The organism is Vibrio tarriae, from assembly GCF_002216685.1.
In the GTDB taxonomy this organism is placed as follows: domain Bacteria; phylum Pseudomonadota; class Gammaproteobacteria; order Enterobacterales; family Vibrionaceae; genus Vibrio; species Vibrio tarriae.
The window spans coordinates 924094-948977 of record NZ_CP022352.1 but is presented as its reverse complement, the minus strand read 5'-3'; the positions used below and the strand labels follow the sequence as shown (position 1 = coordinate 948977).

Annotated in this window: 26 protein-coding genes; 10 read left to right on the top strand and 16 right to left on the bottom strand. The window is 48.7% G+C overall.

Annotated features, from left to right (window positions below; all coding sequences use genetic code 11):
* Positions 1–42: 42 nt before the first annotated feature.
* The gene (helD, locus tag CEQ48_RS04810) at positions 43–2106 is read right to left on the bottom strand and encodes a DNA helicase IV (RefSeq protein WP_089070574.1); all 2064 of its coding nucleotides are present in this window, start codon (positions 2104–2106) and stop codon (positions 43–45) included.
* Positions 2107–2304: 198 nt separating this feature from the next.
* Here helD and yccS point away from each other — a divergent pair, with 198 nt between their 5' ends.
* Positions 2305–4470 (top strand): YccS family putative transporter, encoded by a 2166-nt coding sequence (gene yccS / locus CEQ48_RS04805; RefSeq protein ID WP_146779565.1) that lies wholly within the window; start codon positions 2305–2307, stop codon positions 4468–4470.
* A gap of 9 nt (positions 4471–4479) precedes the next feature.
* Here the strand turns inward: yccS and CEQ48_RS04800 are convergent, their stop codons facing one another.
* Together CEQ48_RS04800 and CEQ48_RS04795 are read right to left on the bottom strand one after the other, a co-directional pair.
* Entirely contained in the window at positions 4480–5427 is a 948-nt protein-coding gene (locus tag CEQ48_RS04800; protein ID WP_089070440.1) for a sensor histidine kinase, read from the bottom strand.
* Positions 5424–5969 (bottom strand): heme NO-binding domain-containing protein, encoded by a 546-nt coding sequence (locus tag CEQ48_RS04795; protein ID WP_181710636.1) that lies wholly within the window; start codon positions 5967–5969, stop codon positions 5424–5426. The genes CEQ48_RS04800 and CEQ48_RS04795 overlap by 4 nt, the downstream gene beginning before the upstream one ends.
* Before the next feature lie 279 nt (positions 5970–6248).
* Between CEQ48_RS04795 and CEQ48_RS04790 the strand changes: the two genes are divergently transcribed.
* The 3 genes from CEQ48_RS04790 to CEQ48_RS04780 all read left to right on the top strand — a co-directional run bounded on the left by CEQ48_RS04790 (position 6249) and on the right by CEQ48_RS04780 (position 8160).
* Positions 6249–6473 carry a hypothetical protein gene (locus CEQ48_RS04790; protein WP_181714629.1) on the top strand — a complete coding sequence of 75 codons (225 nt, stop codon included), beginning with the start codon at positions 6249–6251 and terminating at the stop codon, positions 6471–6473.
* Between the two features lie 56 nt (positions 6474–6529).
* On the top strand, positions 6530–6820 hold the full coding sequence (locus CEQ48_RS04785) for a hypothetical protein (protein ID WP_089070437.1): 291 nt from the start codon (positions 6530–6532) through the stop codon (positions 6818–6820).
* Between the two features lie 86 nt (positions 6821–6906).
* Positions 6907–8160: a hydroxymethylglutaryl-CoA reductase gene (locus tag CEQ48_RS04780; RefSeq protein WP_089070436.1), complete on the top strand. Its 1254-nt coding sequence runs from the start codon at positions 6907–6909 to the stop codon at positions 8158–8160.
* 110 nt (positions 8161–8270) lie between these two features.
* Here CEQ48_RS04780 and modC read toward each other — a convergent pair whose 3' ends face one another.
* Genes modC through CEQ48_RS04760 form a run of 4 tightly spaced genes read right to left on the bottom strand, consistent with a single transcriptional unit; the run spans position 8271 to position 12317 of the window.
* Positions 8271–9371, bottom strand: a complete 1101-nt coding sequence (gene modC / locus CEQ48_RS04775) for a molybdenum ABC transporter ATP-binding protein ModC (RefSeq protein ID WP_089070435.1) — start codon at positions 9369–9371, stop codon at positions 8271–8273.
* 13 nt (positions 9372–9384) lie between these two features.
* A complete protein-coding gene (gene modB, locus CEQ48_RS04770; protein WP_181710621.1) occupies positions 9385–10080 on the bottom strand; it encodes a molybdate ABC transporter permease subunit in 696 nt (231 codons plus the stop codon).
* 3 nt (positions 10081–10083) lie between these two features.
* Positions 10084–10842 (bottom strand): molybdate ABC transporter substrate-binding protein, encoded by a 759-nt coding sequence (modA, locus tag CEQ48_RS04765; protein ID WP_198301090.1) that lies wholly within the window; start codon positions 10840–10842, stop codon positions 10084–10086.
* A gap of 11 nt (positions 10843–10853) precedes the next feature.
* Positions 10854–12317, bottom strand: a complete 1464-nt coding sequence (locus CEQ48_RS04760) for a cobyric acid synthase (RefSeq protein WP_089070432.1) — start codon at positions 12315–12317, stop codon at positions 10854–10856.
* Positions 12318–12494: 177 nt separating this feature from the next.
* Between CEQ48_RS04760 and CEQ48_RS04755 the strand changes: the two genes are divergently transcribed.
* Complete coding sequence (locus CEQ48_RS04755) at positions 12495–12893, top strand: YgiW/YdeI family stress tolerance OB fold protein (protein ID WP_089070431.1); 399 nt, start codon at positions 12495–12497, stop codon at positions 12891–12893.
* Positions 12894–12958: 65 nt separating this feature from the next.
* On the opposite strand, the gene CEQ48_RS20525 is transcribed toward CEQ48_RS04755, so the two are convergent.
* Positions 12959–13138, bottom strand: a complete 180-nt coding sequence (locus CEQ48_RS20525; protein WP_089070573.1) for a hypothetical protein — start codon at positions 13136–13138, stop codon at positions 12959–12961.
* A gap of 1 nt (position 13139) precedes the next feature.
* On the opposite strand from CEQ48_RS20525, the gene CEQ48_RS04745 reads away from it, so the two are divergent.
* Together CEQ48_RS04745 and CEQ48_RS04740 are read left to right on the top strand one after the other, a co-directional pair.
* Positions 13140–13658, top strand: coding sequence for a hypothetical protein (locus CEQ48_RS04745; RefSeq protein ID WP_181710619.1), 519 nt, complete (start codon positions 13140–13142; stop codon positions 13656–13658).
* 222 nt (positions 13659–13880) lie between these two features.
* Positions 13881–14546, top strand: coding sequence for a PilZ domain-containing protein (locus CEQ48_RS04740; protein ID WP_181713321.1), 666 nt, complete (start codon positions 13881–13883; stop codon positions 14544–14546).
* Here CEQ48_RS04740 and luxQ read toward each other — a convergent pair.
* The 6 genes from luxQ to CEQ48_RS04710 form a co-directional block, all read right to left on the bottom strand.
* Positions 14538–17111: a quorum-sensing autoinducer 2 sensor kinase/phosphatase LuxQ gene (luxQ, locus tag CEQ48_RS04735; RefSeq protein WP_089070428.1), complete on the bottom strand. Its 2574-nt coding sequence runs from the start codon at positions 17109–17111 to the stop codon at positions 14538–14540. The two genes, CEQ48_RS04740 and luxQ, sit on opposite strands and share 9 nt — an antisense overlap.
* Before the next feature lie 18 nt (positions 17112–17129).
* A complete protein-coding gene (locus CEQ48_RS04730; protein WP_089070427.1) occupies positions 17130–18224 on the bottom strand; it encodes an autoinducer 2-binding periplasmic protein LuxP in 1095 nt (364 codons plus the stop codon).
* 211 nt (positions 18225–18435) lie between these two features.
* Positions 18436–19596, bottom strand: a complete 1161-nt coding sequence (locus tag CEQ48_RS04725) for a conjugal transfer protein TraF (protein WP_089070426.1) — start codon at positions 19594–19596, stop codon at positions 18436–18438.
* Between the two features lie 101 nt (positions 19597–19697).
* Complete coding sequence (locus CEQ48_RS04720; protein WP_089070425.1) at positions 19698–20003, bottom strand: GIY-YIG nuclease family protein; 306 nt, start codon at positions 20001–20003, stop codon at positions 19698–19700.
* On the bottom strand, positions 20003–20653 hold the full coding sequence (locus CEQ48_RS04715) for a YceH family protein (RefSeq protein WP_089070424.1): 651 nt from the start codon (positions 20651–20653) through the stop codon (positions 20003–20005). Before CEQ48_RS04715 ends, CEQ48_RS04720 begins: the two co-directional genes overlap by 1 nt.
* A 41-nt stretch (positions 20654–20694) precedes the next feature.
* Positions 20695–20892 (bottom strand): hypothetical protein, encoded by a 198-nt coding sequence (locus tag CEQ48_RS04710; protein WP_089070423.1) that lies wholly within the window; start codon positions 20890–20892, stop codon positions 20695–20697.
* Between the two features lie 187 nt (positions 20893–21079).
* On the opposite strand from CEQ48_RS04710, the gene CEQ48_RS04705 reads away from it, so the two are divergent.
* The 3 genes from CEQ48_RS04705 to CEQ48_RS04695 all read left to right on the top strand — a co-directional run bounded on the left by CEQ48_RS04705 (position 21080) and on the right by CEQ48_RS04695 (position 22064).
* Positions 21080–21400: a DUF496 family protein gene (locus CEQ48_RS04705; RefSeq protein ID WP_001089529.1), complete on the top strand. Its 321-nt coding sequence runs from the start codon at positions 21080–21082 to the stop codon at positions 21398–21400.
* Positions 21400–21549 (top strand): hypothetical protein, encoded by a 150-nt coding sequence (locus CEQ48_RS04700; RefSeq protein WP_089070422.1) that lies wholly within the window; start codon positions 21400–21402, stop codon positions 21547–21549. The genes CEQ48_RS04705 and CEQ48_RS04700 overlap by 1 nt, the downstream gene beginning before the upstream one ends.
* A gap of 263 nt (positions 21550–21812) precedes the next feature.
* Positions 21813–22064, top strand: coding sequence for a YgjV family protein (locus tag CEQ48_RS04695; RefSeq protein ID WP_089070421.1), 252 nt, complete (start codon positions 21813–21815; stop codon positions 22062–22064).
* Positions 22065–22124: 60 nt separating this feature from the next.
* Here the strand turns inward: CEQ48_RS04695 and glpK are convergent, their stop codons facing one another.
* Together glpK and CEQ48_RS04685 are read right to left on the bottom strand one after the other, a co-directional pair.
* Positions 22125–23642 (bottom strand): glycerol kinase GlpK, encoded by a 1518-nt coding sequence (gene glpK, locus CEQ48_RS04690; RefSeq protein ID WP_000139396.1) that lies wholly within the window; start codon positions 23640–23642, stop codon positions 22125–22127.
* 129 nt (positions 23643–23771) lie between these two features.
* Complete coding sequence (locus CEQ48_RS04685) at positions 23772–24626, bottom strand: MIP/aquaporin family protein (protein ID WP_089070420.1); 855 nt, start codon at positions 24624–24626, stop codon at positions 23772–23774.
* Between the last annotated feature and the right edge of the window lie 258 nt (positions 24627–24884).

Below are 24884 nucleotides of genomic sequence, written 5' to 3'. Positions count from 1 at the left end.
GCTTAGCTCGCCTTTTCTCTCCATTTAAAATTATTCCAAATTCTATTTTTGCTTAACAACCGGATAGTCATCATTCAACAGTTCTTGAACAAAGCTGGAGCCGTTGCCGTTATAAGTCACCCACACTTTCTCTTTGGCACGAGTCAACGCGACATAGAATAAGCGCCGCTCTTCGGCATACGGGAAATCATCCTCACTTTGGTTCAACGCATCATCCAAATGCAAAGCTTTCACCCGAGCAGGGAATTGGCCATCATCGACCGCCAAAATAATCACATAATCCGCCTCTTTGCCTTTGCTGGCATGGCAAGTCATAAAATCGAGCTTGAGAGAGAGATAACGATTCTGCCAATCTTTCAGTAACTCAGGTTTATGGTAGTGATTACGACCAAGCAATAGCACGGTTTTCAGCTTATTGGTGGAGCGATTGATTTCATCCAATATTTTTTCAACCGAATGGTTCGGTGCCAGCATGACCGCTTTTTGCTTCTCGGTTTTAAAGCTATTGAGCGTTTTGGGTAACTGATGCGGATTTTGCTGAATAAAGCGGTTGGCGACCGCACCAATCTGATCATTAAAACGATAAGTCGTATCGAGATGGTGCACCGTCGAATTGGCAAAACGGGTTGCAAAACCGGTGGTCAAATCCACATCGGAACCTGCAAATTGGTAGATGGATTGCCAATCATCGCCGACCGCAAACAGGTTACACTGGCCTTGGTTTTGCTCACACAGCGCTTGTAGCAAGCGTAAACGCTGCGGCGAGATGTCTTGATACTCATCGACCATGATAAATTTCCACGGCGAGCGGAATTTGCCTTTTTCGACATACTCGGTCGCTCTGGTGATCATGATGTTGAAATCAATCTGGTTTTGATCTTTAAGCATCTGCTGCCACGCTTGATAGCACGGCCAGCATAAGGAAAGCTCGCTGTTTAAGCGCGGATAGTCATCGTGATCCACCAGCCGCTCTTGCAGCTCTTTTTTACTCAATCCCATTTGTGCCAATTGATCGAGCTGCTTCTCGAGCCATGCGATCAATTTCGGGTTTTCTACGTGGCTACCGAGTTCATCATCCCCCGCCAGATACGCAATCGGCCATTTGGCGAGATGTTTTTGCCAACGTTTAAAATTGGTCGGCGTCATCCAGTGGCGCTTTAACCAATCAATACACCAAGCCTGCTTAAGCTTACTGTCATTCGCGAGTGGCGACATGATCACCGTTTTGCCTTCCACTCGGTTGATAATGCGCAGACCCAACTGATGGAAGGTATTGATGTGCAAACGCTCGGCTTCCAAACCAATTTTGTTTTTTAAGCGCTCGGCCATCTCTTGTGCCGCATCGCGTGCAAAAGCGACCAACAAAATTTGCTCTGGTTTCGCCAAATGGCTCTGCAATAAATAGGAAACGCGCGCAGTCAGTACGCTGGTTTTACCTGAACCTGCGCCCGCCAACACTAAGTTGTGATCGTCATTCAGCAGCACAGCGTATTGCTGCGAGACATTGAGCGGCGACGATTCACACTGGGAAAACAAGACTGTCCAGTTCGCGCGTTCTATCTCGAGCCAAGCTTTATTACGCTCATACAACGTCGCGGAGGTATCGAGCAGCCAAGGCAGTAAGGTATCGAAAACCGTGGGAAGATGTTTTTGCGCTTCATGCAGCGTCATGTCCATCAGTTTTAAATCGGCATACACTTGCGCGACCCAAGCTTCAACGGAGGAGTGGGATAGAAAAGACGGCAGGCGCTTTAGACGAGACAACTCTTGCTGCCAACGCGGAAAATAGAGACTTAATTGCTCACATTGGCGATTGTGCCACGCTTGATAATGCGCCACTAATTGGTGCGCAAAATGGCGACATTCCGGCCAAGGGAGACCCTGCACCAGCCAACTGCGCTGCACGCCCTCTTCGGGATGAGCAAAAAACTGCAACGTTCCCCAAAATACGCCTCTGCGGATCTGCACTTCACCGTTCCAGACATGAAAGGGAATACGTTCTTCGCTACTGAGCGAAGTTAACACCAACCACTCTTTCTCAAGCTGGACTTGGTAATATTCATTGGCAATAAAAAATTGTGCAGTCTTATTCGCATTCAGCTGCATTGGTAAAAGCCCACTAACAAAGTTGTCGGCAATCATACCCCAAACTCCGGTGCCGATGAAAAGATAATGTCAATATTCTTAACGGTTAACGAGCATAGCGCAGAAGTGGCAGAACGAGGTTTTCTTTATCTTGATCAGAATCTTATTGGTGTAATCTGCTAGACTTTGCCCTTTCTACACTGATGAATGTGCTGCGCTGTGCCGAAAATTAACCAACTGCGCCTGTATTGGGCGAATAAAACTGTTAACTACAGTGTCTTGATCTTATTGACTTTACTGGGTGTGGTGATCCCCGCTTGGTATTATCAGCTCAACACTTGGATCACCCCTTTGATTCTCGGGGTGATTGCCGCGGCACTCGCCGATCGAGATGACCGCTTTAGTGGCCGTTTGAAATCCATCACTCTTACCTTGATCTGTTTTGCGATTGCCGCCTTCTCGATTGAAATTCTGTTTCAAACCCCGTGGCTGTTTGCGCTTGGCCTTTTCACCTCAAGTTTTGGTTTTATCATGCTCGGCGCTATGGGAGCTCGCTACGCCAGCATAGCGTTTGCTTCTCTGTTGATTGCCGTGTACACCATGCTCGGTGCCCATCAAAGCACTAATATCTGGTTTCAGCCGTTACTTTTACTCAGCGGCAGCGCTTGGTACTACTTGATGTCGATGCTGTGGCATGCCTTTTGGCCAATGCAGCCCGTACAACAAAACCTCGCTAATGTGTTTCTACAACTGGCCAATTATTTAGAGGCGAAATCCACCCTTTTCCACCCGGTTTCCAACATGATTCCGCAGCCCCACCGGATCATTGAGGCCAATCTTAACGCCGCGACAGTCAATGCGTTAAACCAGTGCAAGGCGGTGTTTCTGACCCGATCCAAACGGGGGCATGTGGACAGCGCCAGCGATCGCTTTTTAAACATCTATTTTCTGGCGCAAGACATTCACGAACGAGTGAGCTCCAGCCATTACCGTTACCAAGAGCTGGCCGATCACTTTGGCCGCTCAGACATTCTGTTCCGCTTTAAATATTTATTAGAGACGCAAGCGAAAGCGTGCCGTGATATCGCTCAATCGATTCGCCTTGGACACAGTTACCAACACGACTCCGCTTCGATTGTCGCGTTGGATGAACTGCAGTTATCACTCAGCTATCTTCGCCAACAAGAGAGACGAGACTGGAAAAGTCTTTTGGGTCAGTTAGGCTATCTATTCAATAACTTAGCGACCGTTGAAAAACAGCTCAGTAACGTCAGCAACCCGGATGTGGCCAAACCCGAAGAAGGGGTACTGGATGACACTGAAGCGCACACCTTAGGCAGCATGTGGCAACGTATTCGCGCCAATCTCAATAAAGATTCGCTGTTATTTCGTCATGCGCTGCGCTTGTCTACCACCCTAACGCTGGGCTATGCGATCATTCAAGGGTTTGGCATTGAGCGCGGTTACTGGATTTTGCTCACCACCCTGTTTGTTTGCCAGCCAAACTACGCCGCAACCAAGCAAAAACTCACCGCGCGGATCATTGGCACCTTAGCCGGCTTGCTGATTGGCGTGCCGCTACTCACCTTCTTCCCATCACAAGAGAGCCAATTGGTGTTTATTGTCTTCTCCGGTGTGATGTTTTTTGCGTTTCGCCTCAACAACTACGGCTACGCGACCGGTTTTATCACCTTATTGGTGCTGTTTTGTTTCAATCAGTTAGGTGAAGGCTATGCGGTGGTATTACCAAGATTGGCGGATACCCTCATTGGCTGCGCCTTAGCGGTAGCGGCCGTGGTGCTCATTCTGCCGGACTGGCAATCGAAACGGCTGCATAAAGTGATGGCGGAAGCAATTGATGCCAATAAGCAGTACTTGGCGCAGATCATTGGTCAATATCGGATTGGTAAAAAAGACAGCTTGAGTTACCGGATTGCGCGGCGTCATGCCCACAACCAAGATGCCGCACTTTCTGCCGCGGTCACCAATATGCTGGCAGAACCGGGGCGTTATCGTGCGGCGGCCGATGAGAGCTTTCGTTTCCTGACTCTTAACCACGCGCTGCTCAGTTATATCTCAGCGCTTGGAGCGCATCGAACCCGACTGGATGATGAAACCGTGCATCAGTTGGTACTCGATTCACATCGCGTGATCCATCAGCATCTCGACTTGCTGCATCAACAGTTGTCCAACCACTGTGAAGAGTGTGATACCAGCGGTATTGATAGCTCAGGATTAGAGAAACGCCTTGCTGAGTGGCGTGAGGATGATGAAGGCTCGGCGCGCATGGTACTGCAACAGCTGCACTTGATTTATCGCATGCTGCCTGAGCTGCACACGCTCGCCAGCAAGTTTGCGGTCAAGGTCGACTCTCAATCCGACTGAACGAGCCATTCAGATCGCAGGGAACAACAAGGTAAACCGTGTTCCCTGCCCCACTTCTGAGGTCACCGAGATCTTACCTTGATGTTTTTCCACAATTCCAAACGCGATGGATAACCCCAGCCCGGTTCCAACCCCGACAGGTTTGGTGGTGAAAAAGGGGTCAAAGATTTTGGCTAAGTGTTCTGGTGAAATCCCATGGCCATTATCAGCAATTTGCACCTGTACCCAAGTTTTGCCCTTCTCATTCAAGGTATCGGTAGTAATGGTTAACTCGCCGTGCTCATCACAAGCGTGAGAAGCATTGATGAACATGTTCATCAGCACCTGTTGTATTTCAGGGGCAATCCCTTTGATCTTGGGTAGATTTTCAGCTAGTTGCCGATCAACCATCATGGTGTATTTAAACTGATTCCACACAATGCGCAGTGCCGATTCTATGCAGTCGTTGAGATTGCATTCCGCAAAACGGCCATCACTGCTGTGCGAAACACTTTGTAAGCTAGTGACAATGTCTTTAACCCGATGCAAACCACTGGCACTTTCTTCGACAAGGCTGACCACATCTTCGCGCACAAACGCCAAATCGTGCTGCTGTTTAAAGCACGTCAAAGCTTGATAAAACTCGCTACCCTCAAGACTCGGCGCTGACTGCTCAACGAGATCCGCTAACTGAGCAAACACCTCGGCATAATCACGCAAGGTATTCAAATTACTCAGACAAAATCCAATCGGATTGTTGATTTCATGGGCGACCCCAGCGGCCAACTGACCGACTGACGCCATTTTTTCTGACTGCAATAGCTGCGCCTGAGCACCACTCAACTGCTCTAAGGTGGATTGCAGCTCCAGCACTTTGTCGTACAAGGCGCGGCTTTTCTCCTCAAGGAGTTTTTCCGCAAGGATCCGAGCTTTGCGTTCTCGCTCGTAAATGCGTTGAAATTGCGCTTCGGCACTCATGATGGCAAAAATTCCACCACAATCTCACAGTGGTCAGCTCCACAATGCATGCAGACGGGCTGAGTGATCTTTACCGGCTGATTAAACTGCTTGGCCGCGCCTAAAATTAACCCTTCCGCCGCCGCGCACAATTGTCGTTTCGAGTAGTAACTCATGGTCAGCGTTTTCTCTTCAACTCGGTTTTCAAACTGAGGCAAGTAAGCATCGGGATAGAGTCGCTGCACTTCTTTGTGGATCACTTTATCCACCGAAAGCAGGAAGGTTTTGAGGTCGCTTTTATGCGGGTAGTTTTCCGGCAAGCTATTAAATAAATGGGTAAACAGGTATTCACCATAAGCACGGACTAAATCAGGCGCTGGGATTTGGGCTTTCTCACTCAAATAGCCCACCATGGCCAGTAACTCATCATCGTTGTATTGCTGACCGGATGTATACACCCCTTCGGAGCTGGGCTTTAGATCCTCCAACAACTGATCCCAAAACAGCACACCGAATTTTTCAATCACCATATCGGAGAGAACGGTATAGATAATGCCTTGCATCTGGATTGCCTCACTTGCACTGGTTTTCATTCAAGTGTTGTTGAGAGAAGGAAAAGCCGCAAGAGCGTATCAATCAAAAGTAGTATTTTCTTAAACTTGTCCACCTATAACCTTCAACTGGAAACGACAGCTTCAAATTGAGGTGTGATAAATGGAAGCCGTGAGTCACTTGTGTTTATATCACCAGTTTTTTTGATAACCTTGACACTGTTCGGACAAAAAACCAGCAGCTCAGCGCTAATTTTCGATTATTGCAATGCGGCAACAGGGAGCAACACCATGAGCACCGATTGTCGAAGACGTCTCAATAAAGACCTCTATTTGTTAATACCGGAACACCCAATGAACCCTCAACAATTTGAACGCTGGAAATCACAACTGAGCCAATTAAGCCCGCAGCAGTTGCGCGCCCTGCAAGGGGAAATCGATCGTTCTCTGCATCAGAATGAAACTTCGTTGCTCACCGAAGAAGAGCGCGATGCGATTGCACATCTGTTTTCCTAACTTGAGTAACTCAGGCGATACGACTAAACTTTAACCGTAACGATGAGGTAAGCGCGATGTCTGTATCAGCAGTTTCTAATGGTTCATCCATGGTCATGCACTCTTCCAAAATGATGGAGGATGCCGCGCGCGAGATCCAACAGGCGAGCTTGCCCGTGGAATCCACCGTCGGAAAACCGATAGACCCCACGCTGCAACCTGTGTCTCCCGCGCCTAAAAAGCAGTACGCCAACCACATTGATGCGCTCAATAGCCTCAACCAAGCCTCCCACTACAGCCGAATTGGGACAAACCTAATTCAGCGCGAACAAGATATGCTCGGCACCATGTTGGATGTGCGTGTTTAAACCAAACTGTAAGCTTTTTTATCCTCGCGTTGTAATTCATCTCATTGGCTTTACAATGCCCAGCAAACTCAATACCAAGAACTGTTATGCCTAAGCTTGCTTTGCAACCTCTTTATTCGCCAGATGTGGCGACGCTGGCTCCCGATAGATTGATAGATCAGCTTGCTCCCCGATTTGATAGACCCAGTGTCCGCCTGACACCAAGCCCGGCTCTTACCGAGCAACAAGTGATGAAGCGTTGGCAAAAACTCGCCGTGCCCGAAGCACAAGCTCTGCTTTTGGATGAGCAAACCGAGCGCACCATGCAGGCCTACCAAAAAAACATCGAGTATTTCATCGGCACAGTGAAATTGCCTGTCGGTATTGCTGGCCCACTGCGTGTTAACGGCTCTCATGCACAAGGGGACTATTTGGTTCCGCTGGCCACCACAGAAGCGGCGTTAGTGGCTTCATACCATCGTGGTAGCCAACTCATCACTGCAGCAGGCGGCGCAAGTGCGCTACTGCTTAATGAAGGGGTGACTCGCACACCCGTGTTTGCCTTTCTTTCGCTGGCGCAAGCCGGACAATTTGTCGGTTGGGTAACCAGCCAATTTGAGCAGATGAAAGAGGTAGCGCAGTCCACCACCGCGCACGGCAAACTGAAAGATATTCAGGTCAATATCGAAGGGAATCACGTCTATCTGGTGTTTGAATACACCACAGGCGATGCCAGCGGTCAAAACATGGTGACGATTGCCACTCACGCTGTTTTTGAGTTCATCATGCGCCACTCACCGGTTGCACCAGTGCAAGCCTTTCTCGATGGCAATCTCTCCGGTGACAAAAAAGCCAATAGCTATACGCTGCGCAGCGTGCGCGGCAAAAAAGTCAGCGCTGAGGTGCATCTCTCTGCCGAGTTAGTCAAAAAGTACCTCCACACCACGCCAGAGCAGATGGTGCAGTTTGGGCAAATGACGACAGTAGGCGGCGCACTGAGCGGCGCGATCGGTGTGAATGCTCATTACGCCAATGCCCTTGCCGCGCTTTATATTGCGTGTGGGCAAGATGCCGCGTGTGTAGCCGAATCCGCAATTGGGATGACGCGCATGGAGATCCACCCTCACGGCGGTTTATACGCCAGTGTCACCCTGCCTAATTTGATGGTCGGAACCGTTGGCGGCGGCACCCATCTCCCTAGCCAACACGCCTGTTTATCGCTAATGGGATTGGCCGGGCAAGGGCACGCGCGAGCCTTAGCCGAAGTGGCCGCAGCACTCTGTTTAGCCGGTGAATTATCAATCGTCGGGGCATTTTGCGCGGGACATTTTTCCCGTGCGCACCATAAGCTCGCACGCTGAGCATTGAGCACATTGAGTGTATACCGTTACCTAAATTTGTTCTGCGACTGTCCCCTTTCTGCTTGGCGTTGTAAGTAGAAAGGGGATCAAAGAAAGGGGATAACCATCAGTTAGTTCGTTAAAATCACATCACGCTGCGCCACACTCACCCCTTTAATTTGGGCAAAGACTGGCATACCGACCTCTAGCGCGAGTTCGGCGTGAGCCCACTCCGTCACCACCGCCCACAAGTAGCAGTGTGGCGCGAGCTCCAACTTGAGCGAGACACTTTTTTTACTCGGCTGTTGGTGCTCAATCGCGACAATGCGAGCCGGTAAAATATTGCGAATCGAGCTTGCGGTCGGTTTATCCAGCGCTATCGACACATCATTCGCGCGCACCTGCATACGCACGCTGCTGCCCACGTCTGCCTCCACTTGCTGAACCCAAAGCCACACATCCTCCGCCAAACGAACTTGCGTCAAACCATAGGTTTGGTGATGTTTGGCTACGGTGGCAGAAAACAGTGTGCTTTGTTCACTGAATGATTGCCAAGGCCGCATCGCTTTGGATGACCAAACTTGCTCAATCGGCCCTGCGCTCAGTACCTTGCCCTGCTCCAACACCACCAGATGATCCGCAAGGCGCAAAATTTCCTGCATGCTGTGCGAGACATAGAGGATCGGCAGCCGAAAATGCTGCGCGAGGTTTTCCAAAAATGGCATCACCTCTTTTTTGCGTGGCATATCGAGCGAAGCCAGCGGCTCATCCATCAGCAGTAAATCGGGTTTTGACAGTAGCGCTCGCCCAATTGCCACGCGCTGCTTTTCGCCGCCGGAAAGATCGCGAGGATAACGGGCAAGGAGCGGCTCCAACGCCAATAGGCGGGTCACACTGGCAAAGTATTCAGGATCAGCGTGAGTCACCCCGTAATTCAGATTGCCGCGCACCGTATAGTGCGGAAACAGTCGCGCATCTTGAAACACATAGCCAATTTTGCGCTGCTCAATCGGCAATTGAATGCCTTGTGATGAACTAAAGAGCGTGCGCCCTGCGAGGTGAATTTCGCCCACATCGGGCGTGGTTAACCCACTGATAAGGTTAATCAGGGACGTTTTACCCGCACCAGAGCGCCCAAAGATCGCGCAAATTCCCACGGCGGGTAAACGCAAATCCACGTCAAGTTGGGTTTCGCCCAACCGCTTTTGCAGTTGCAGAATCACTTCACTCATGATGTTAACCCACTCATGACGCTAAACCTAAGCGGTGCTGCATACGCCGACTTAACCATTCCGAGATAAATAACGAGCCGAGCGCGATGGCAATCGAAATCGCACACAAGCGTGCCGCTTCCATTTCTGAACCCGGCGTTTCTAAAAAGGTGAACATGGCGAGCGGAATGGTTTGGGTTTCACCGGGAATGTTGGAGACAAAACTGATGGTGGCACCGAACTCGCCAAGGCTACGCGCAAACGCGAGCATGACGCCCGTGAGTATCCCCGGCAAGGTTAATGGCAGCGTGATGGTAAAAAAGACCCGCATTGGCGATGCGCCTAAGGTGCGCGCCGCTTGCTCAAGTTTTTGATCGACACTTTCAAGACTGAGACGTATCGAGCGCACCATCAAGGGCAGCGCAATCACCATGCACGCGAGCACCGCACCGCGCCAACTGAAGCTAAAACTGAACCCAAACACCTGATAAAGCCACTGACCAATAAACCCCTGCCGCCCCATGCTGATCAACAGTAAATAACCGATCACCACCGGCGGTAGCACCAAGGGCAAATGCACCAAACTATCAATCAGCCCTTTGCCGATAAAAGAGGTACGCGCCAGCACCCACGCCAGCACAATGCCTATCGGCAGCAACCACAAGGTCGCATAGCCTGCCACTTTTAAACTCAGCGCCAGCGCCGCCCATTCGTAATCGGTAAGCCCCATCAATTACTCACTCACCGACTCAAAACCAAAGCGTTGCAAGATTTGCTGCGCGGCATCTGAGCGCAAATACGCCACCCATTCGGCGCTCGCCGCTTTATCATTCAATTGCGCCAACGGATAGCGGATCGGCTGGTGAGACTGCGCCGAAAATGCCGTCACGATCGTTACTTTATCACTGAGTAGCGCATCGGTTTTGTACACGATGCCAAGCGGTGATTCACCACGCTCGACCAACGCCAGCGCCAAACGCACGTTATTGGTTTGCGCAAAGCGTGATTCCAGCTCAGGCCACACACCCGCATGTTGCAGCGCTTGCTTGGCATACATGCCCGCAGGCACCGCATCCACTTGCGCTACCGCCAAGCGAGAATCGGCCAAGGCCGCTTGCCAAGCTGCAGCATCTTGCAGATCAAAACTTGCCACCGGCTGCGTAGTCGGGCGAATGAGCACCAAACTATTCGCCGCCAACGTCACCACCTTGTTCGGTTTCACTAAGCCTTTCTCGACTAAGTAATTCGCCCACTCCTCATTGGCGGAAATAAACAGATCGGCTGGTGCGCCCGCTTCAATTTGACGCGCCAGCGAAGAAGAGCCGCCGTACACCGTCACCAGCTTCACATCATGCTGCTGCGAGTAGTCAGCCACTAACGCATTGACGGCATTGGTCATCGATGAGGCCGCGTAAATGTGCAGTGTCTCTTTCGCGCTCGCCAGCGGGGCGTTAAGCGCCACACACAGCAGGAGCAGAATGCATTTCAACATGGGCATGTTCCTTATAAGTCAGGCCACAAAAGCGTGAGATCGAGGTGCTGCTCAATCGCATCCGCAATACGGTCAATCGCCCGCTCTTGCGCCGCACGGTGGTCATACTTTTCTATCTCTTTTGCGCCAGCCCATTGGCAAATGCGCAATGCCGTTTCAGGGCGGTCAAAAATACCATGTAAATAGGTACCAAAGCCTTGATTACAGTCACTGACTAACCCATCCAAGCTGCCATCACTGAGTATAATCGGGCTTTTTTGATCGGCTGCCCAACTTGAGCGCCCCGCATGAATCTCATAACCTTGCGCGGCCACGGTTTGGCCATCTAAGGTCAAATGACCTTGCACGTTAGTTAAGCGCTTTTCAGCAGTAAGCTCGGTTTGCATCGCAAACAACCCCAGCCCTTCGCTGCTGCCAGCCGCACCTTCAATGCCAAGCGGATCATGTACCCATTCCCCAAGCATTTGAAAACCGCCACAAATGCCCATCACTTTGCCACCTAAGCGCAAGTGACGGAGGATCTCTTTATCCCAACCTTGTGAACGTAAATAAGCGAGATCAGCACGGGTGGATTTGCTTCCGGGGAGGATGATTAAATCTGCGCCCGACAGTGACTCGCCCTGCCCGACATAACGAAAATCGATATTGGGATTGAGCCGCAGCGGATCAAAATCGGTGTGATTGCTGATGCGCGTAAACACCGGAACCGCCACACGCAATTGGCGATCCGCCGACAGGTTTTGCTGCGCGGCAATCGCATCTTCTGCTTCCAGATCAAAGCCATGCAGATAAGGCAACACTCCAATCACAGGTTTACCGGTTTTCTGCTCCAACCAATCGAGCCCCGATTGCAGCAAGCCAATATCGCCGCGAAAACGGTTAATCACAAAGCCTTTTACCCGCGCTTGCTCAGACTCAGAAAGCAGCGCCAAGGTGCCGTATAAATGGGCAAACACGCCGCCGCGATCAATATCCGCCACGATGATTACCGGCACATCGGCTTTTTCGGCAAAGCCCATATTGGCGATGTCATTCTCACGTAAGTTGATTTCCGCAGGGCTGCCCGCGCCCTCAATCATGATGGCTTCATACTCTTGTTGCAGGCGCTGGAAGGAATCCATCACTGTATCCATCGCGACTTTTTTGTAGTCGTGATAAGCGTTGGCTTCCATGTTGGATAAGGCGCGGCCTTGCAAAATCACTTGCGCGCCCGTATCTGAATTGGGTTTCAACAGCACCGGATTCATGTGTACGCTCGGCGCAATACCACACGCTTGCGCTTGTACCGCTTGCGCGCGACCTATCTCGCCCCCGTCAGGCGTTACCGCGCTGTTGAGCGCCATGTTCTGCGGCTTGAAAGGGCAAACTTGAATGCCGCGGCGCACCAATACTCGGCATAAGCCTGCAACTAACACACTTTTGCCTGCATCTGAGGTGGTGCCTTGTACCATCAAGGCTTGGGATGTCGGAATCATTTCAACTTAACCTTTTGAATTTGGCAACATGATAAGTGCTGCGCCACACTCACTCAACAAAATGAACCGAATATTAATCGTCGCCTCAGTATTGGTTCAAATCCGATAGCGTTTAATAGCCACATCAAGACAACAAACAGTCTCGCTAAGAGACAAACTGATAAAAAAGGAAAAACTATGAAACGTACAATTTTCGCTCTGACTTCTGCTCTGATTCTGGCTCCGACGTTGGCAATGGCGGCGGATAATGCTCAACACATCAAATTTATTGGCGACAACCAAACCCAAATGGGCGTGCAGTTTCAAGGCCCAGTGGAAGTGGTGAAAGTGCAATCTTTGCTGGATTCAGCCAATCCATTTATGGAGAAGAAAGTCGTTGTGGAAGGCAATTTGGTTCGCCAACTACGCAAAGACACCTTTATGTTTTCCGATGGCAGCAATGAAATTCAGGTCGAACTGGATGATGATATTCACCTGAACGCGACGCTAACGCCGGAAACTAAAGTGCGCCTGTTTGGTGAGTTTGAAAACGGCCGCACGCCTGAGATTGAAGTGGATCATATCGAGCTGCTGTAATCACTGCGCAATATCAGTTACACAGCGATGTTTCCGGACATCGCTGTACTTTTTTGCTTCATTGTTCACATCCCCATTTTCGCTCCGCTTTTTATGGCTTGAGCTTGTACGCCTTTCTCTTCGTCTATTCTTTTTCTTTTGCCGAAAAAACCTTCAAAAAGTAAGGTATTGAAACAAATGGCCTGTAATTTGCTTCTTGTTACGGTATCTTTGCCACCTATTTGATTGCTTGCGGACAACGTCATTATGCTGAAAAAAACGCACCTGAGCCTGCTGCTGGGCCTTACTCTTGCCACTCCTGCCCTTGCCAATAACTTTAACTACAATTTTCTTGAGTTAAGAACCGCAATGAACCCAGAGTCTGGCGGTGTGGAATTGAGCACCTACTTTACCGATAACTCGCACTTTATTGCTCGTATTGACTCTCAATTGGATAGTGATTGGGATATCGCAGGCGGCATCGGTTTTAATGGCCCGATTAATCAATTTGCCGATGTGTATGGGCAGATGTTGGTACACAACATTCGTATGCCTAAAGAATTGGGCGGCGAGAAAGATACTCAACTGGAATTCAACCTTGGCGCTCGTGCGTGGTTCACCAATCAAGTGGAAGGCCACTTAAGATTTGGCCGCTTAGATGATCATTCGGTGTTTATTGCTGGCGTACGTTTTCACTCGACAGATCAGCTATCATTGAGTGCCGAAGCGCGTAATGCAGGGGTATGGGGGCCACAAGTCGGTATGGGCGTTCGCTTCCAGTTTTAAGTTTCCCGTTTAAGACATACCGTACAACACGCTAGAGGTGTTGCCCTGCACCTCATTTATGAATATTGCTCCTGTTTTTAAATATCGCCATCCCCTTCCTACTTGAAGCTGGAGCGGTGATTTCGTCAACTTAGTGCAAGAATCTTTCTATCCAAGTAGGCAATACCCCGCCTTCAGGTGTATAACTTTGTCAATAATAAAAACAAGTTAAGAGTTTTTTGCATGGCTGTCGGTTCTGAAGATCTAAATAAACTGGCGTTGCTTTTAAAACCGGGCATGAAGGTCGCGGCTGAAATTCACTTCGGTCCTGAGGATACTTACGCGTTCCACACCACCCTCATTGGTCACAAGATTGAGCAATATATTGTGTTGGATCTGCCGCTCAAGGCGCATCAAGCCTTGGTGATGCGTAAACTCAAGAATGTCCAAATTGTATTACGAGGCATGTGTGATACTGAGTTAGGGCACATTTTGGCGTTTCAAAGCTCAGTATTGCAAGCCAGCACTAAGCCTTTCTGTGTTTTGTTCATACGCCCGCCCAAACATTTTGCCACCAAAGCCATTCGTAGCCATGAACGTTATAAAGTGGCGATCCCTGCAGAAGTGAGTGAAGGCAACAAAAACTATGCAGGCACCTTGGTAGACTTTTCTATTTCAGGCTGCGGTGTGTTCATTCGTGGTGAAAATGAGTTAAACACGGGCTCCAAGGTGCGTATTAATAGTGCGCTAGACCCTTTTCTGCCAAAGCGGGTCAAAAGTCATATCGTCAATATTCGTCGCCAATCCAACGGACATTTAATTGGCATTCAGTTTGAACAACCGATCACGCTGACAGAAACGCTGAAAAAGCAAGTTCTCGAACACGCTTTTCTCGCTGGCTCAATTTGAGCCAGCGTTTTTCTCACCGTGATGATGTTTGAAATGCTCCAGCGCTTTATGCAAAGTCTGCTCTTTCAGCGGCTTAACTAACACATATTCCGCACCTGCATGGAAAAACGCCTGCCGTGTTTCTTCTAAACCATCCGCTGTGCAGGCATACACCACAACGGGGAGGTGCAATATTTTTTTGATAGTGCGAGTCGTCTCTACTCCATCCAGATAAGGTAGCTGATTATCCATCAGTACTAAGTCATAGGTGTGTATTTTGAGCTCTTCAATCGCCTGTAGCCCATCGGTTACCCAACTCACATCCAAACCATACTTACGGCAAAAAGCTTGAGCAATAAATGCGTTGGTGTGGTTGTCCTCGACCAACAACACACGCAGGGGTTTATCAAATAATTGTTGGGGATCTGGGGCAGGCAGCAATTGCTGCGGCTCATCCAATTTTTCCACAAGTTCAATTGGTAACTGAATTTCAAAGCGTGTACCGACGCCATATTCGGAGTTAACGTGCAGTTGACCACTGAGCATTTCCACCAAGCTGTGCACAATTGTTAAGCCCAGACCACTACCACCGTATTCTCGAGTGGTGGTAGATTCGGCTTGCATAAAGGGCTCGAAAATCACCGTTAAATCTTGTTCGCGAATACCAATTCCGGTATCGACGACTTGAATCACCAACTGGGCTAATGGATCGCCTTCGATTAATTGCAATTCGACTCGTATCGAGCCTTGGTGAGTGAACTTGATCGCGTTATTGAGCAAATTGAACAAAATTTGGTTAATCCGGATCTGATCGCTGCGCACGATGGCGGAGGCGGTGATATTGGAATTCACATCCAGCTCAAGACCTTTTTCATTACACAAAGGTCGATAAATACGGTCAATTGCACACACCAGATCTTTAAGGCGAAACTCATTTTTTTGGATGCGGAATTTACCCTGCTCTAAGCGCGAAAAATCCAAGATATCATTCAGTACCGCGAGCAAATGCTCACCACTGGTGCATAACACCGCCACATGATCGCGCTGTTCATCATTGAGTGGCGTACGTTTCAACAATTGAGAAACACCGAGCACACCATTGAGTGGCGTACGCAATTCGTGGCTCATTTTGGCTAAAAATTCTGCTCTAACCCGTGCCGATTCTTCCGCTTCGCGCCTTGCCGCTTGGCTCTGCTTCTCTGCTTCTGCAATGGAGGTAACGTCTTGCCCTTGAGTAATGATCGAAATAATCTGCCCCTCCACCATGATTGGCGAAAGGTTCCAACGATACACTCGTCCATCCACTTCCGTTGTCACTTCACTGGGATTCTTGCCTTGTGCAGCATAGGTGATCATAGGCAACAGTTGGTGTTCAAGAATCTCGAATAAGAAGTGGTTTTGCGCGTCTTCCCGCAAAAACTGAATTTGCGCTGACGGGTTCATACGGATAAGCCGCCCTGACGTATTCCAAAGCATGGTCGGTGAGAGCGCGAAATTAAACAGATCTTCAAACTGCTTTTCTTTGTTGGCAAGACGACGGAATGATTGTTCCAGCGTTCGCCCAAAATAGTCGAACTCATAAATTTTTGAACCGATAAAGTCACTTTTCGTGTCCAGATCCATCAATTTATGGGTGTAATTCATCAAGGTTTCGATTTCACGCTGAATGCGTTTTTGTAGCCACCAGCGTGACGCTATCGAAACGCCGATCATACTGACCAACGCAAACGCCATCCAAAAATAGAAATTATCCCGCAGCGTCAATACATTTTGGTTGGTCTGAATCGAATAGACACACAGATAAGTCGGTACATTTTCTACCTCTAAAAAGGTTTGTCCGACAATAAAGCTGTCTTTCATGGCATCTTTGGCGCTGCGTACCACATAGTCCAACGAATAAGGTTCATTACCTTTCAAGGTGGATACCAACGGTGTGGAATCCACCGCGAGTACTAAGTTTTCTGAGTTACTGCCACTGCGGATATTTTCCAACAGCGCAAAGTTATCATTAAGCACGATCCCCACATACAGATACCCAACAACCTGCCCGGTTCCCACTTCAATCAGAGATGATCGGCGCATTAAAATATGGACTGATTTTCCCTCGCTGGGCGTTTGAACCAAGTGCCAATTGCCACTGATCGCCACTTTACGGATAAGCTTATTCAGCTCTTGTTGGGCAATGCCGTAAAAAGAGGCGTTGCCATCATCCCACAAAATTTGATCGTGACTGGAGATAAAACGCAGATCTGGCGCATTAGAGAGTTCAAGTTCATCGACACTGGAAAAGAACTCATCCAGCCGACTCGAATCTCGGCTGACAAGTGCGTTGATTAAACTGGCGTTCTTGGCTGTGCTGTCTTGATGAATTCGCAGTGCTGCAAGACGAAAATCAAACAAACTTTGGATTAGGCTCGCGGTTTGAACTGAGGTTCGTTGCCCTTCCTGAGCCATCAAGCGGCTACTGATCTGGTAACTTTGGAATAATACACTGACGATCAAAACGCCCATCACCACGACTACGGCATGAGTGATAAAAGATGCGATGCGCTGTTTATGCTTGATTTGGCTAGGTCGAATGTCCAAACACGTAATCCTCTTACCCTAACGATCCGAATAACGGAAAGCCCGAGCTTTCAGTTCTTCTATACGTGCCTTGGAATCTTGCTTAGTGACCACTTCAAAATCGCCTGAATACACCAAAGGCGAAGTTTTCCCTTCCAAGTCCCATTTTATCGCTTCGGCCATCGCCACACCGGTATCGTCATTCATACGCATTACAGTGACATCCAATTCTCTTTTGGCAAGCGCTTCCAACTCTGCTGAGCCGCCACCCCAACCATTGATGAGAATATCTTGTCGATTCAGTTCTTTCAGTGCTTGCGCAGCTCCCAAAGCCACGTCCGTCGCACAAGCATAAATAAAGCCAATTTCTGGATTATTTTTGACTATGTTTAAGGTCGCTTCATAGCCACTCTGCTCGGTTGCCTTGGTGTAATAGGAAGAGGCCAGCGGAAAATGGTGCACCGCATTCATATCTTGAATGAAGGTATCTCCCCGTGCTTCACTGATATAACCCTCGGAAAAATAAAGTACTGAGTACGGTTTTTTCGGTGCATGTTCTTGGTAATATTTTGCCAATAATTGCGCCCCATACTCATGATCAAAACCGATGTACATCATGGGCTGCTTGCCTTGCCAATCTTTGACTGGCGTCGTGATGTTTTGCAAAATCAGTTTCGTTTCAGAGGAATGCAGCACATGTTCAATGAATTTGCGGTGACGGGTGGTATCTAAGGTAAAGATCAGATAGTCGCTCTTATTTTTCAGCGCTTCCATCAAAGAGACGCTTTGCTGGCGAGTATCAAGATTCGGGCGAGTAAACACCTGATTGATTTGATAGCGAATCCCCAGTACATCCATCCGCTTTTCAAACGCTTTGATGTTGCGGACCCAGTAGTCGGAAATTTGCTGTCCGGGGTACACCACTGAAATAATCACGGGTTGCTTCTGCGCAACACTTAACGCGATCGGCTTATCACGTACCGTTTGTGCAAATAGTTCGGAAATTGGCCGCTGCTCAGGAAACTCAGCAAGAAATTCATCATAGTGCCAATAGCCTTTTAATGAGTCGGCTTGGGCAGTTGAGCTGAAGAGAGCTGCCATCAGAAGCAGCGGAAATATTAACTTTCTTTTCATAGCTTCCTCATGAGCTTTTTTCCTATTATTCAATTTGAATGAAAACCACCGTCAAACGCTGACATCTCATTGAATCAAAAAGGACTCTTTTTGCCCAGATCGGGAAATCGTTGTCACTGATTATTAAGCATGATTGAGGTAATTCATAGTGCAGGTGTGAGAAAAGTAGATTCTCACACCTGCGACAGCTTACTTATTCAGCAATTTCAACTTAGAAAGTAAAAGCAAGGTTCGCCGAAAGCCCAAATTGGTTGTCGCCAGCGTAAGAACCTGCCAAATCGAAGCTGACGATATCCCACGGGCTGATGCCAAGACCGACAGAAACCGAATTATCCAACGAGTTTTGTAAGTCCACTTCATAACCGGCTCTGAGCTGCGCCCAACCCCATGCATTCCCTTCCACCCCGAAACGCATAAATTGGGTATCATCGTTGTCACCGTTGAAGCGGCGCTGTTTGGTGAGATCAAGATCCACCGCGGCGATAAAGAAATCACTCACATAACTGCCAGAAACCGCTATTTGGGTATCTAGCTTGTAAGTGTTGTTTCGGTTCTGGGTTTGAATATCCTTCGCAAACAAATCTTTGGCTACGATACCTACGCGATATTGATCAATAAGCCACACTGCGCCCATATCTAAGTTGAAGGCGTTGTCCTTCACTTCGCTTTTATCATAGTCATCAAGTTCGAAAGATTTGACCGACGCATTATCTTGATAAGTTCGCAGTTGCTGCACTTTCGGTGTTACGCCCAGCGCAACCGTCTGCCCGCCGAGTACCACTTGTTTGCCTACTGCCAAGCCCACTTCGGTATAACCAAACGCGGTTAAATCGACATCGGAACTTTCATAGCGAGTTTTTACATCATTGGCACTGTTGCCAGATTTCGTGGCCACATTGGCTTTCGCAATCACTTCTGCATAGCCACGGGAGAAAAAGTTGAGGGAGACTGCATCGAGAGGTAGGGCGACTGCAATACCAATCCCAGCCGTGACGGCCAAAGGTTTATCATCCGCCAGTTGATCAAGATATCGATTGAGCTGATCCACGTTTTCCTGCGTTGCCGCCCCGGCTCCTGCGCGCTCAAACTGTTCAATGGAATCTTGCAAATCATCAATCGTTTTGAGTGATTCATCCTTATCTTCTGCTCGCAGCCCGATGCTAGGCAGCAAAATGCCGAAAGAGTCATTTTTACGATACACCGCCGTCAATGCAGGATTGTAGTAGGGAGCCAGCAGATAATCTGCCGTAGAAACGCCCGTATTCCCCATACCGGCACCGCGAGCATCCATCAACAAATTAGAAGCCAATGCCGAAGAAGAGAAGGCCATTGACATGACCACTGCTAAAGTACTTTTTATTTGAATATTCATTCCGTTACCAACCTCACTTTGGGTTATCCCATAAACAAGGTTAATACATGAATGATTTTTTCCCAGTAAATAGAGTGATAAGGCTCACTAAACAGGCACGATCACTGGAAAATAATCTCCAGTTGATCAATTCGCGCCATCCCCGCCACCAACGCTTCTTTCTGGGATTTGGAGAGCGCTTTAATTCGGTATTCGAGCTTTAATGCCGCACTTTTGCCATCAGCAACGGGCAATGACCACACCAGTTCCAGTGGGCCTTTGCCACGCAGCGCTTTCGCACCACTGCCCTTTTGATGTTGGGCAAAGCGGCGCGATACATCGGTAGTGATGCCACAATAGAGTGCGTTATTTGCACAACGCACCAAATAAACAAACCAAGTTGAAGGCAACTCAGCCAAGGTTTCCATTAGCCTAAATGTCGTTCAATCAGTGTGCGCAACTCGGCCACTTCTTCACGCAGTGCTGCCACTTCTTGTTCTAGCTCAGCGTATTGAGAAGAGGCGTTCGTTTCATTGTCTGAGCTCGTGGCAAAAGCCGTCATATCCACTTCACCGCAAAACAGATGGTGGTAGCGAGACTCACGCTTACCCGGCTCACGCGGCAATTTCACCACCAGCGCACCTGAGTCACGATTCGCTAAACGCTCAAGTACCGCTTCAGTCTCTTTCACATCAGTAAATGTACAGAGTCGATTGGTTCGAGTGCGCAGCTCTCCGGGGGTTTGCGCACCACGCAGCAATAAGCAGCAGATGAGTCCAAGTTCTTGGTGATTGAGTTTGAGATCGCCAAACTCTGTATTACAGAAGCGGTGCTGGTATTTGCTGGTACGGCTATTAAAGCTGCTTTCATCACTCACAAGGCGACGAGCAATTAACCCTTCCACCGTGTCTTGTACTTCCGCTTCGCTCAAGTTAAGTACTGGTTCGCGGTTGCTTTTTTGGTTACAGGCGGTGGTTAAGCTATTGAGTGTCAGTGGATAGTGATCCGGCGTAGTGACTTCTTTTTCAATTAAACAGCCAATTACACGGGCTTCGAGTGGGGAGAGTTGAATATTCATCGTGCTGTCCTTCTGCTGGCGGGCGAACCCGCAGTCGGTATTTAATGCTCAGTTAACAGAGGTAACCGAATCATTTTGCCATTCTCATCAATCATAATGATTCTGGCGCGGTTTAATTCAATTTCGGTCAACTCAAGCTGCTGACGCTCTTTAATGTAAGCCTCTCGTAGTTTCACTGCGACAGCATCAAGTTCAGTTTGCAGCGGCGGTGTGGGAACCAAAATCTCTGAATTACGCATGGTTGCTCATCATGTCTTCATGAATGGCGCACATGATATAGCGCATTATTTCTGATGTACAATTGGCTCGTGCTTTGAATGATGATTTATTAGTCAAGATAGGCCGCATATTGATCTTAAGTCTGTTATGAAAAGAATTGTTGTGTTTTAATCTTCGCAGTTGCATTAGAAGTAGGAAAAGGAACCTATGAACAGCGTATTTGAAATTGTGAGCTTGGCTCGTCGCAAAAATAAACTTCAACGCGAACTCGATGATAACGAGAAAAAAGTGCGTGATAACCGTAAGCGTGTTGAACTGCTGGTAAACCTGCTTGACTACATCAAGCCCAACATGAGCCACGAAGAGATTCTCGGCATCATCAAAAACATGAAGTCTGACTACGAAGATCGTGTCGATGATCACATCATCAAGAGCGCGGAAATTTCTAAAGAGCGCCGCGACATCAGCCGTCGTATCAAAGACTTAACTGAGCACGATAAGCAGATGACTCAAGGCAAAAAAGCCTAATGATTCAAGACCCACCGCAAGGTGGGTTTTCTTTATTGCGCCAATCCGTTTCTCTCATTCGAGTTAAGGTAAAAGCGTTAACGTTTCTATCAATGTCTGCCATGCAAAAACTGAACGTGATCGACATTAAACGTTTGCGTAATCGCTAACCTTCACCGAACAAAATTCCGAGCCTTTCGTCACATATTTTCCATTGCTATAGTGTCATTAGTGAATCAACAGAGTGCCCTGAAAATCGCAGGTTTGACTAAAATAGCGATAGAGCGGCCTCTTTTCTTGATGGTTTAGCCATACTCAACCCATGGCAAATCCACCAAGAAACCATTCGAGGCATGGAGCTTCCTCACTACTCTCACGATGAGAAGATTGGCACGACACTGACACTGTCCACACTATTAACGAGGGTCAAATAATGGATATGAGTATGGTTGAAATTTTAGGATACGCGGCATCAGTCATGGTGGCGGTATCATTGACAATGAAAGACATCGTCAGGCTGCGTGTACTGAATTTTATTGGTTGTGCACTGTTTACTGCATACGGTTTGATGATTGATGCTTGGCCTGTTGTCGTGACTAACGGTTTTATTGCCTGCGTCAACATCTACTTCTTGGTGAAAATGCAACAGGAAAAAAAGCCTGACGCGTCTTCGAGCGCGGCTTAGTTCTCCCTGAAAAAATAATGCCCGGTTTACCCGGGCATTGTTTCTTATCGAAAAGAAAAATTACTCTTCTTCGTTGTGCAGCACAGCCCACGCTTGAGCACATTTCACCGCACGCTTCCAACCTTTATAACGGCGTTGGCGCTTCTCTTCATCATGATGCGGTTTAAAGCTGCGATCGATTTCCGCTTTGCCTTGCAGCTCTTCCAAACCATCCCAGAAACCAACGGCCAGACCGGCGAGGTAAGCTGCGCCTAACGCGGTGACTTCCGTGACTTTCGGACGATGTACTTCGGTATCCAATACATCTGCTTGGAACTGCATCAGGAAGTTGTTGGCGACCGCACCACCATCGACACGCAGCGCAGAAAGCTTAATGCCAGAGTCCGCTTGCATCGCATCCAACACATCACGCGTTTGGTAAGCGATACTTTCCAGTGTTGCGCGAATAATGTGGTTTGAGTTCACACCACGGGTTAAGCCGACAATTGTGCCACGCGCATACGCATCCCAGTACGGAGCGCCTAAACCCGTAAAGGCTGGCACCACATACACACCATTTGAAGTATCCACTTTGGTGGCGAAGTACTCAGAGTCGCGAGCATCGGAAATCAGTTTCAGCTCATCACGCAGCCATTGAATCGATGCACCGCCCATAAACACCGCCCCTTCCAGTGCATAAGCCGGTTCACCGCGTGGACCACACGCTAGCGTGGTCAGCAAGCCGTTGTTCGAGGTCACTTTTTCCTGTCCCGTGTTCATCAGCAAGAAGCAACCCGTACCGTAGGTGTTTTTCGCTTGTCCCGCTTGTACACACATTTGGCCGTACAGCGCCGCTTGTTGGTCACCTGCAATCCCCGCGATTGGAATACGCGTACCGCCTTTACCACCAATGTTGGTTTGACCGTACACTTCAGACGATTTTTTCACTTCCGGCATCATGGAGAGCGGGATATTAAATTCGGCGAGGATCTTTTCATCCCACTGCAAGGTGTTGATGTTGAATAGCATAGTACGGGATGCGTTGGTGTAATCGGTCACATGCACACGGCCTTGAGTCATTTTCCACACTAGCCATGTATCAACCGTACCAAACAGTAGTTGTCCTGCTTCAGCTTGCTCGCGTGCGCCTTCTACATTGTCCAGAATCCATTTGATCTTGGTACCTGAGAAGTAAGGGTCGAGCACCAAACCGGTATTGTCGCGAATGTAACTTTCTAAACCGCGCGCTTTCAGCTCTTCACAAATGGCAGCAGTACGGCGACATTGCCAAACAATCGCGTTGTAGACAGGCTTACCCGTCTCTTTATTCCACACTACCGTGGTTTCACGTTGGTTGGTAATACCGATAGCGGCAACTTCATCACTGCGAATACCGGCTTTACCTAGCGCTTCAACCAATGTTGAGCTTTGCGTAGCGTAGATTTCCATTGGATCGTGTTCCACCCACCCGGCTTGCGGGTAGATTTGGGTAAACTCACGCTGAGAAACGCTCACGATGTTCGCATCATGGTCTAACACCACGGCGCGAGAGCTGGTAGTACCTTGATCGAGAGCGACGACGTATTTTTGCTCAGTCATGTTCTATTCCTTATGGTTTCACGTTCTTGCTTTACCCCAGCATTGCGAACTTAAGCCGCATGGCGATCACACCGAAGTGCTGGGGTAGTCTCTATTGTTATTGAATATACTTTTTTAAGTTTATACCCGCTATGCGCGCGCTTCTTCACTCTCTTCTGCCGTGTCACATTGGTTCGGAATAGTGCAACCCGTACCCGTTTTTGGCAGATAAGCCGCGATAAACTTTGGATATGCCCACGCGCCAAAACATGCGCCCAGAATCGGAGCCACAATCGGTACGATGAAGTAAGGGATCTCTTTTGCGCCAGTCAGGGCGTAATCCCATCCCGCGAAGTAGGCAAACAGTTTAGGACCGAAATCACGCGCAGGGTTCATGGCAAAGCCCGTCAATGGGCCTAATGAGCCACCAATCACCGCAATCAAAATACCGATTAGCAAGGGGTTCATCGCATTGCGATGCGCGCCATTGTTTTCATCACCCAACGCCAAAATCGCGAACATCAGTACCGCTGTAATGGTGAACTCAACGGCCATGGCTCCCATAAAAGAGAGAGAAGCATGCGGATAAGTTGAGAAGATCCCCGCTGTCGCTAAGGCATCTTGGCTGCTACGTACAAAATTGTGGGCGATTTCGTAGTCGGTAAAAAGGTTGCTGTACAAGCTGTAGACCAGTGCCGCAGCACAAAACGCACCAGCCACTTGCGAAACGATGTAAGGTAATACTTTCGCTTTATCAAAACCGTGGAAAGCGGCCAGAGCGATAGTGACGGCAGGGTTAATGTGCGCGCCAGAAACCCCAGCCGTACAATAAATGGCAATCGATACGCCAAAACCCCAGACAATGCTGATTTCCCACTGTCCGAATTGAGCACCTGCTAAAACGAGTGCGGCCACGCAGCCGACGCCGAAGAAAATCAGTAATCCTGTACCGATAAACTCGGCGATACACTGCCCGAGCAGAGTATGTTGCTTTGTTTGGTTCATAGTTCAGAGTCCTTTTTGTTATCTTGCTACCAGAGCCGTATCGAACAGCCATCCACACCCGTTATACTTAGAAAGTCAGCATAAATATCTGCAGTCTCACTATTTTTCGGTTTATATTGTGGTCGCCGCCTACACCCGTCGGCTCTAATCGCATCATGAAATAGCCGTTATTGGATGAACAATCTCACTGTTCGCGGTGAATCTGGCACAAAAATATCACCTCGAAAACAAACGACCGCAATTAATGAGTGTTCGAGC

Excerpts from the sequence above, each read along its gene's own strand:
- helD (WP_089070574.1), bottom strand. The coding sequence starts at position 2,106 with ATGCAGCTGAATGCGAATAAGACTGCACAATTTTTTATTGCCAATGAA.
- CEQ48_RS04800 (WP_089070440.1), bottom strand. The coding sequence starts at position 5,427 with ATGAGTGCCGAAGCGCAATTTCAACGCATTTACGAGCGAGAACGCAAA.
- CEQ48_RS04795 (WP_181710636.1), bottom strand. The coding sequence starts at position 5,969 with ATGCAAGGCATTATCTATACCGTTCTCTCCGATATGGTGATTGAAAAA.
- CEQ48_RS04790 (WP_181714629.1), top strand. The coding sequence starts at position 6,249 with ATGAGCACCGATTGTCGAAGACGTCTCAATAAAGACCTCTATTTGTTA.
- CEQ48_RS04785 (WP_089070437.1), top strand. The coding sequence starts at position 6,530 with ATGTCTGTATCAGCAGTTTCTAATGGTTCATCCATGGTCATGCACTCT.
- CEQ48_RS04780 (WP_089070436.1), top strand. The coding sequence starts at position 6,907 with ATGCCTAAGCTTGCTTTGCAACCTCTTTATTCGCCAGATGTGGCGACG.
- modC (WP_089070435.1), bottom strand. The coding sequence starts at position 9,371 with ATGAGTGAAGTGATTCTGCAACTGCAAAAGCGGTTGGGCGAAACCCAA.
- modB (WP_181710621.1), bottom strand. The coding sequence starts at position 10,080 with ATGGGGCTTACCGATTACGAATGGGCGGCGCTGGCGCTGAGTTTAAAA.
- modA (WP_198301090.1), bottom strand. The coding sequence starts at position 10,842 with ATGTTGAAATGCATTCTGCTCCTGCTGTGTGTGGCGCTTAACGCCCCG.
- CEQ48_RS04760 (WP_089070432.1), bottom strand. The coding sequence starts at position 12,317 with ATGATTCCGACATCCCAAGCCTTGATGGTACAAGGCACCACCTCAGAT.
- CEQ48_RS04755 (WP_089070431.1), top strand. The coding sequence starts at position 12,495 with ATGAAACGTACAATTTTCGCTCTGACTTCTGCTCTGATTCTGGCTCCG.
- CEQ48_RS20525 (WP_089070573.1), bottom strand. The coding sequence starts at position 13,138 with ATGACGTTGTCCGCAAGCAATCAAATAGGTGGCAAAGATACCGTAACA.
- CEQ48_RS04745 (WP_181710619.1), top strand. The coding sequence starts at position 13,140 with ATGCTGAAAAAAACGCACCTGAGCCTGCTGCTGGGCCTTACTCTTGCC.
- CEQ48_RS04740 (WP_181713321.1), top strand. The coding sequence starts at position 13,881 with ATGGCTGTCGGTTCTGAAGATCTAAATAAACTGGCGTTGCTTTTAAAA.
- CEQ48_RS04730 (WP_089070427.1), bottom strand. The coding sequence starts at position 18,224 with ATGAAAAGAAAGTTAATATTTCCGCTGCTTCTGATGGCAGCTCTCTTC.
- CEQ48_RS04725 (WP_089070426.1), bottom strand. The coding sequence starts at position 19,596 with ATGAATATTCAAATAAAAAGTACTTTAGCAGTGGTCATGTCAATGGCC.
- CEQ48_RS04720 (WP_089070425.1), bottom strand. The coding sequence starts at position 20,003 with ATGGAAACCTTGGCTGAGTTGCCTTCAACTTGGTTTGTTTATTTGGTG.
- CEQ48_RS04715 (WP_089070424.1), bottom strand. The coding sequence starts at position 20,653 with ATGAATATTCAACTCTCCCCACTCGAAGCCCGTGTAATTGGCTGTTTA.
- CEQ48_RS04710 (WP_089070423.1), bottom strand. The coding sequence starts at position 20,892 with ATGCGTAATTCAGAGATTTTGGTTCCCACACCGCCGCTGCAAACTGAA.
- CEQ48_RS04705 (WP_001089529.1), top strand. The coding sequence starts at position 21,080 with ATGAACAGCGTATTTGAAATTGTGAGCTTGGCTCGTCGCAAAAATAAA.
- CEQ48_RS04700 (WP_089070422.1), top strand. The coding sequence starts at position 21,400 with ATGATTCAAGACCCACCGCAAGGTGGGTTTTCTTTATTGCGCCAATCC.
- CEQ48_RS04695 (WP_089070421.1), top strand. The coding sequence starts at position 21,813 with ATGGATATGAGTATGGTTGAAATTTTAGGATACGCGGCATCAGTCATG.
- glpK (WP_000139396.1), bottom strand. The coding sequence starts at position 23,642 with ATGACTGAGCAAAAATACGTCGTCGCTCTCGATCAAGGTACTACCAGC.
- CEQ48_RS04685 (WP_089070420.1), bottom strand. The coding sequence starts at position 24,626 with ATGAACCAAACAAAGCAACATACTCTGCTCGGGCAGTGTATCGCCGAG.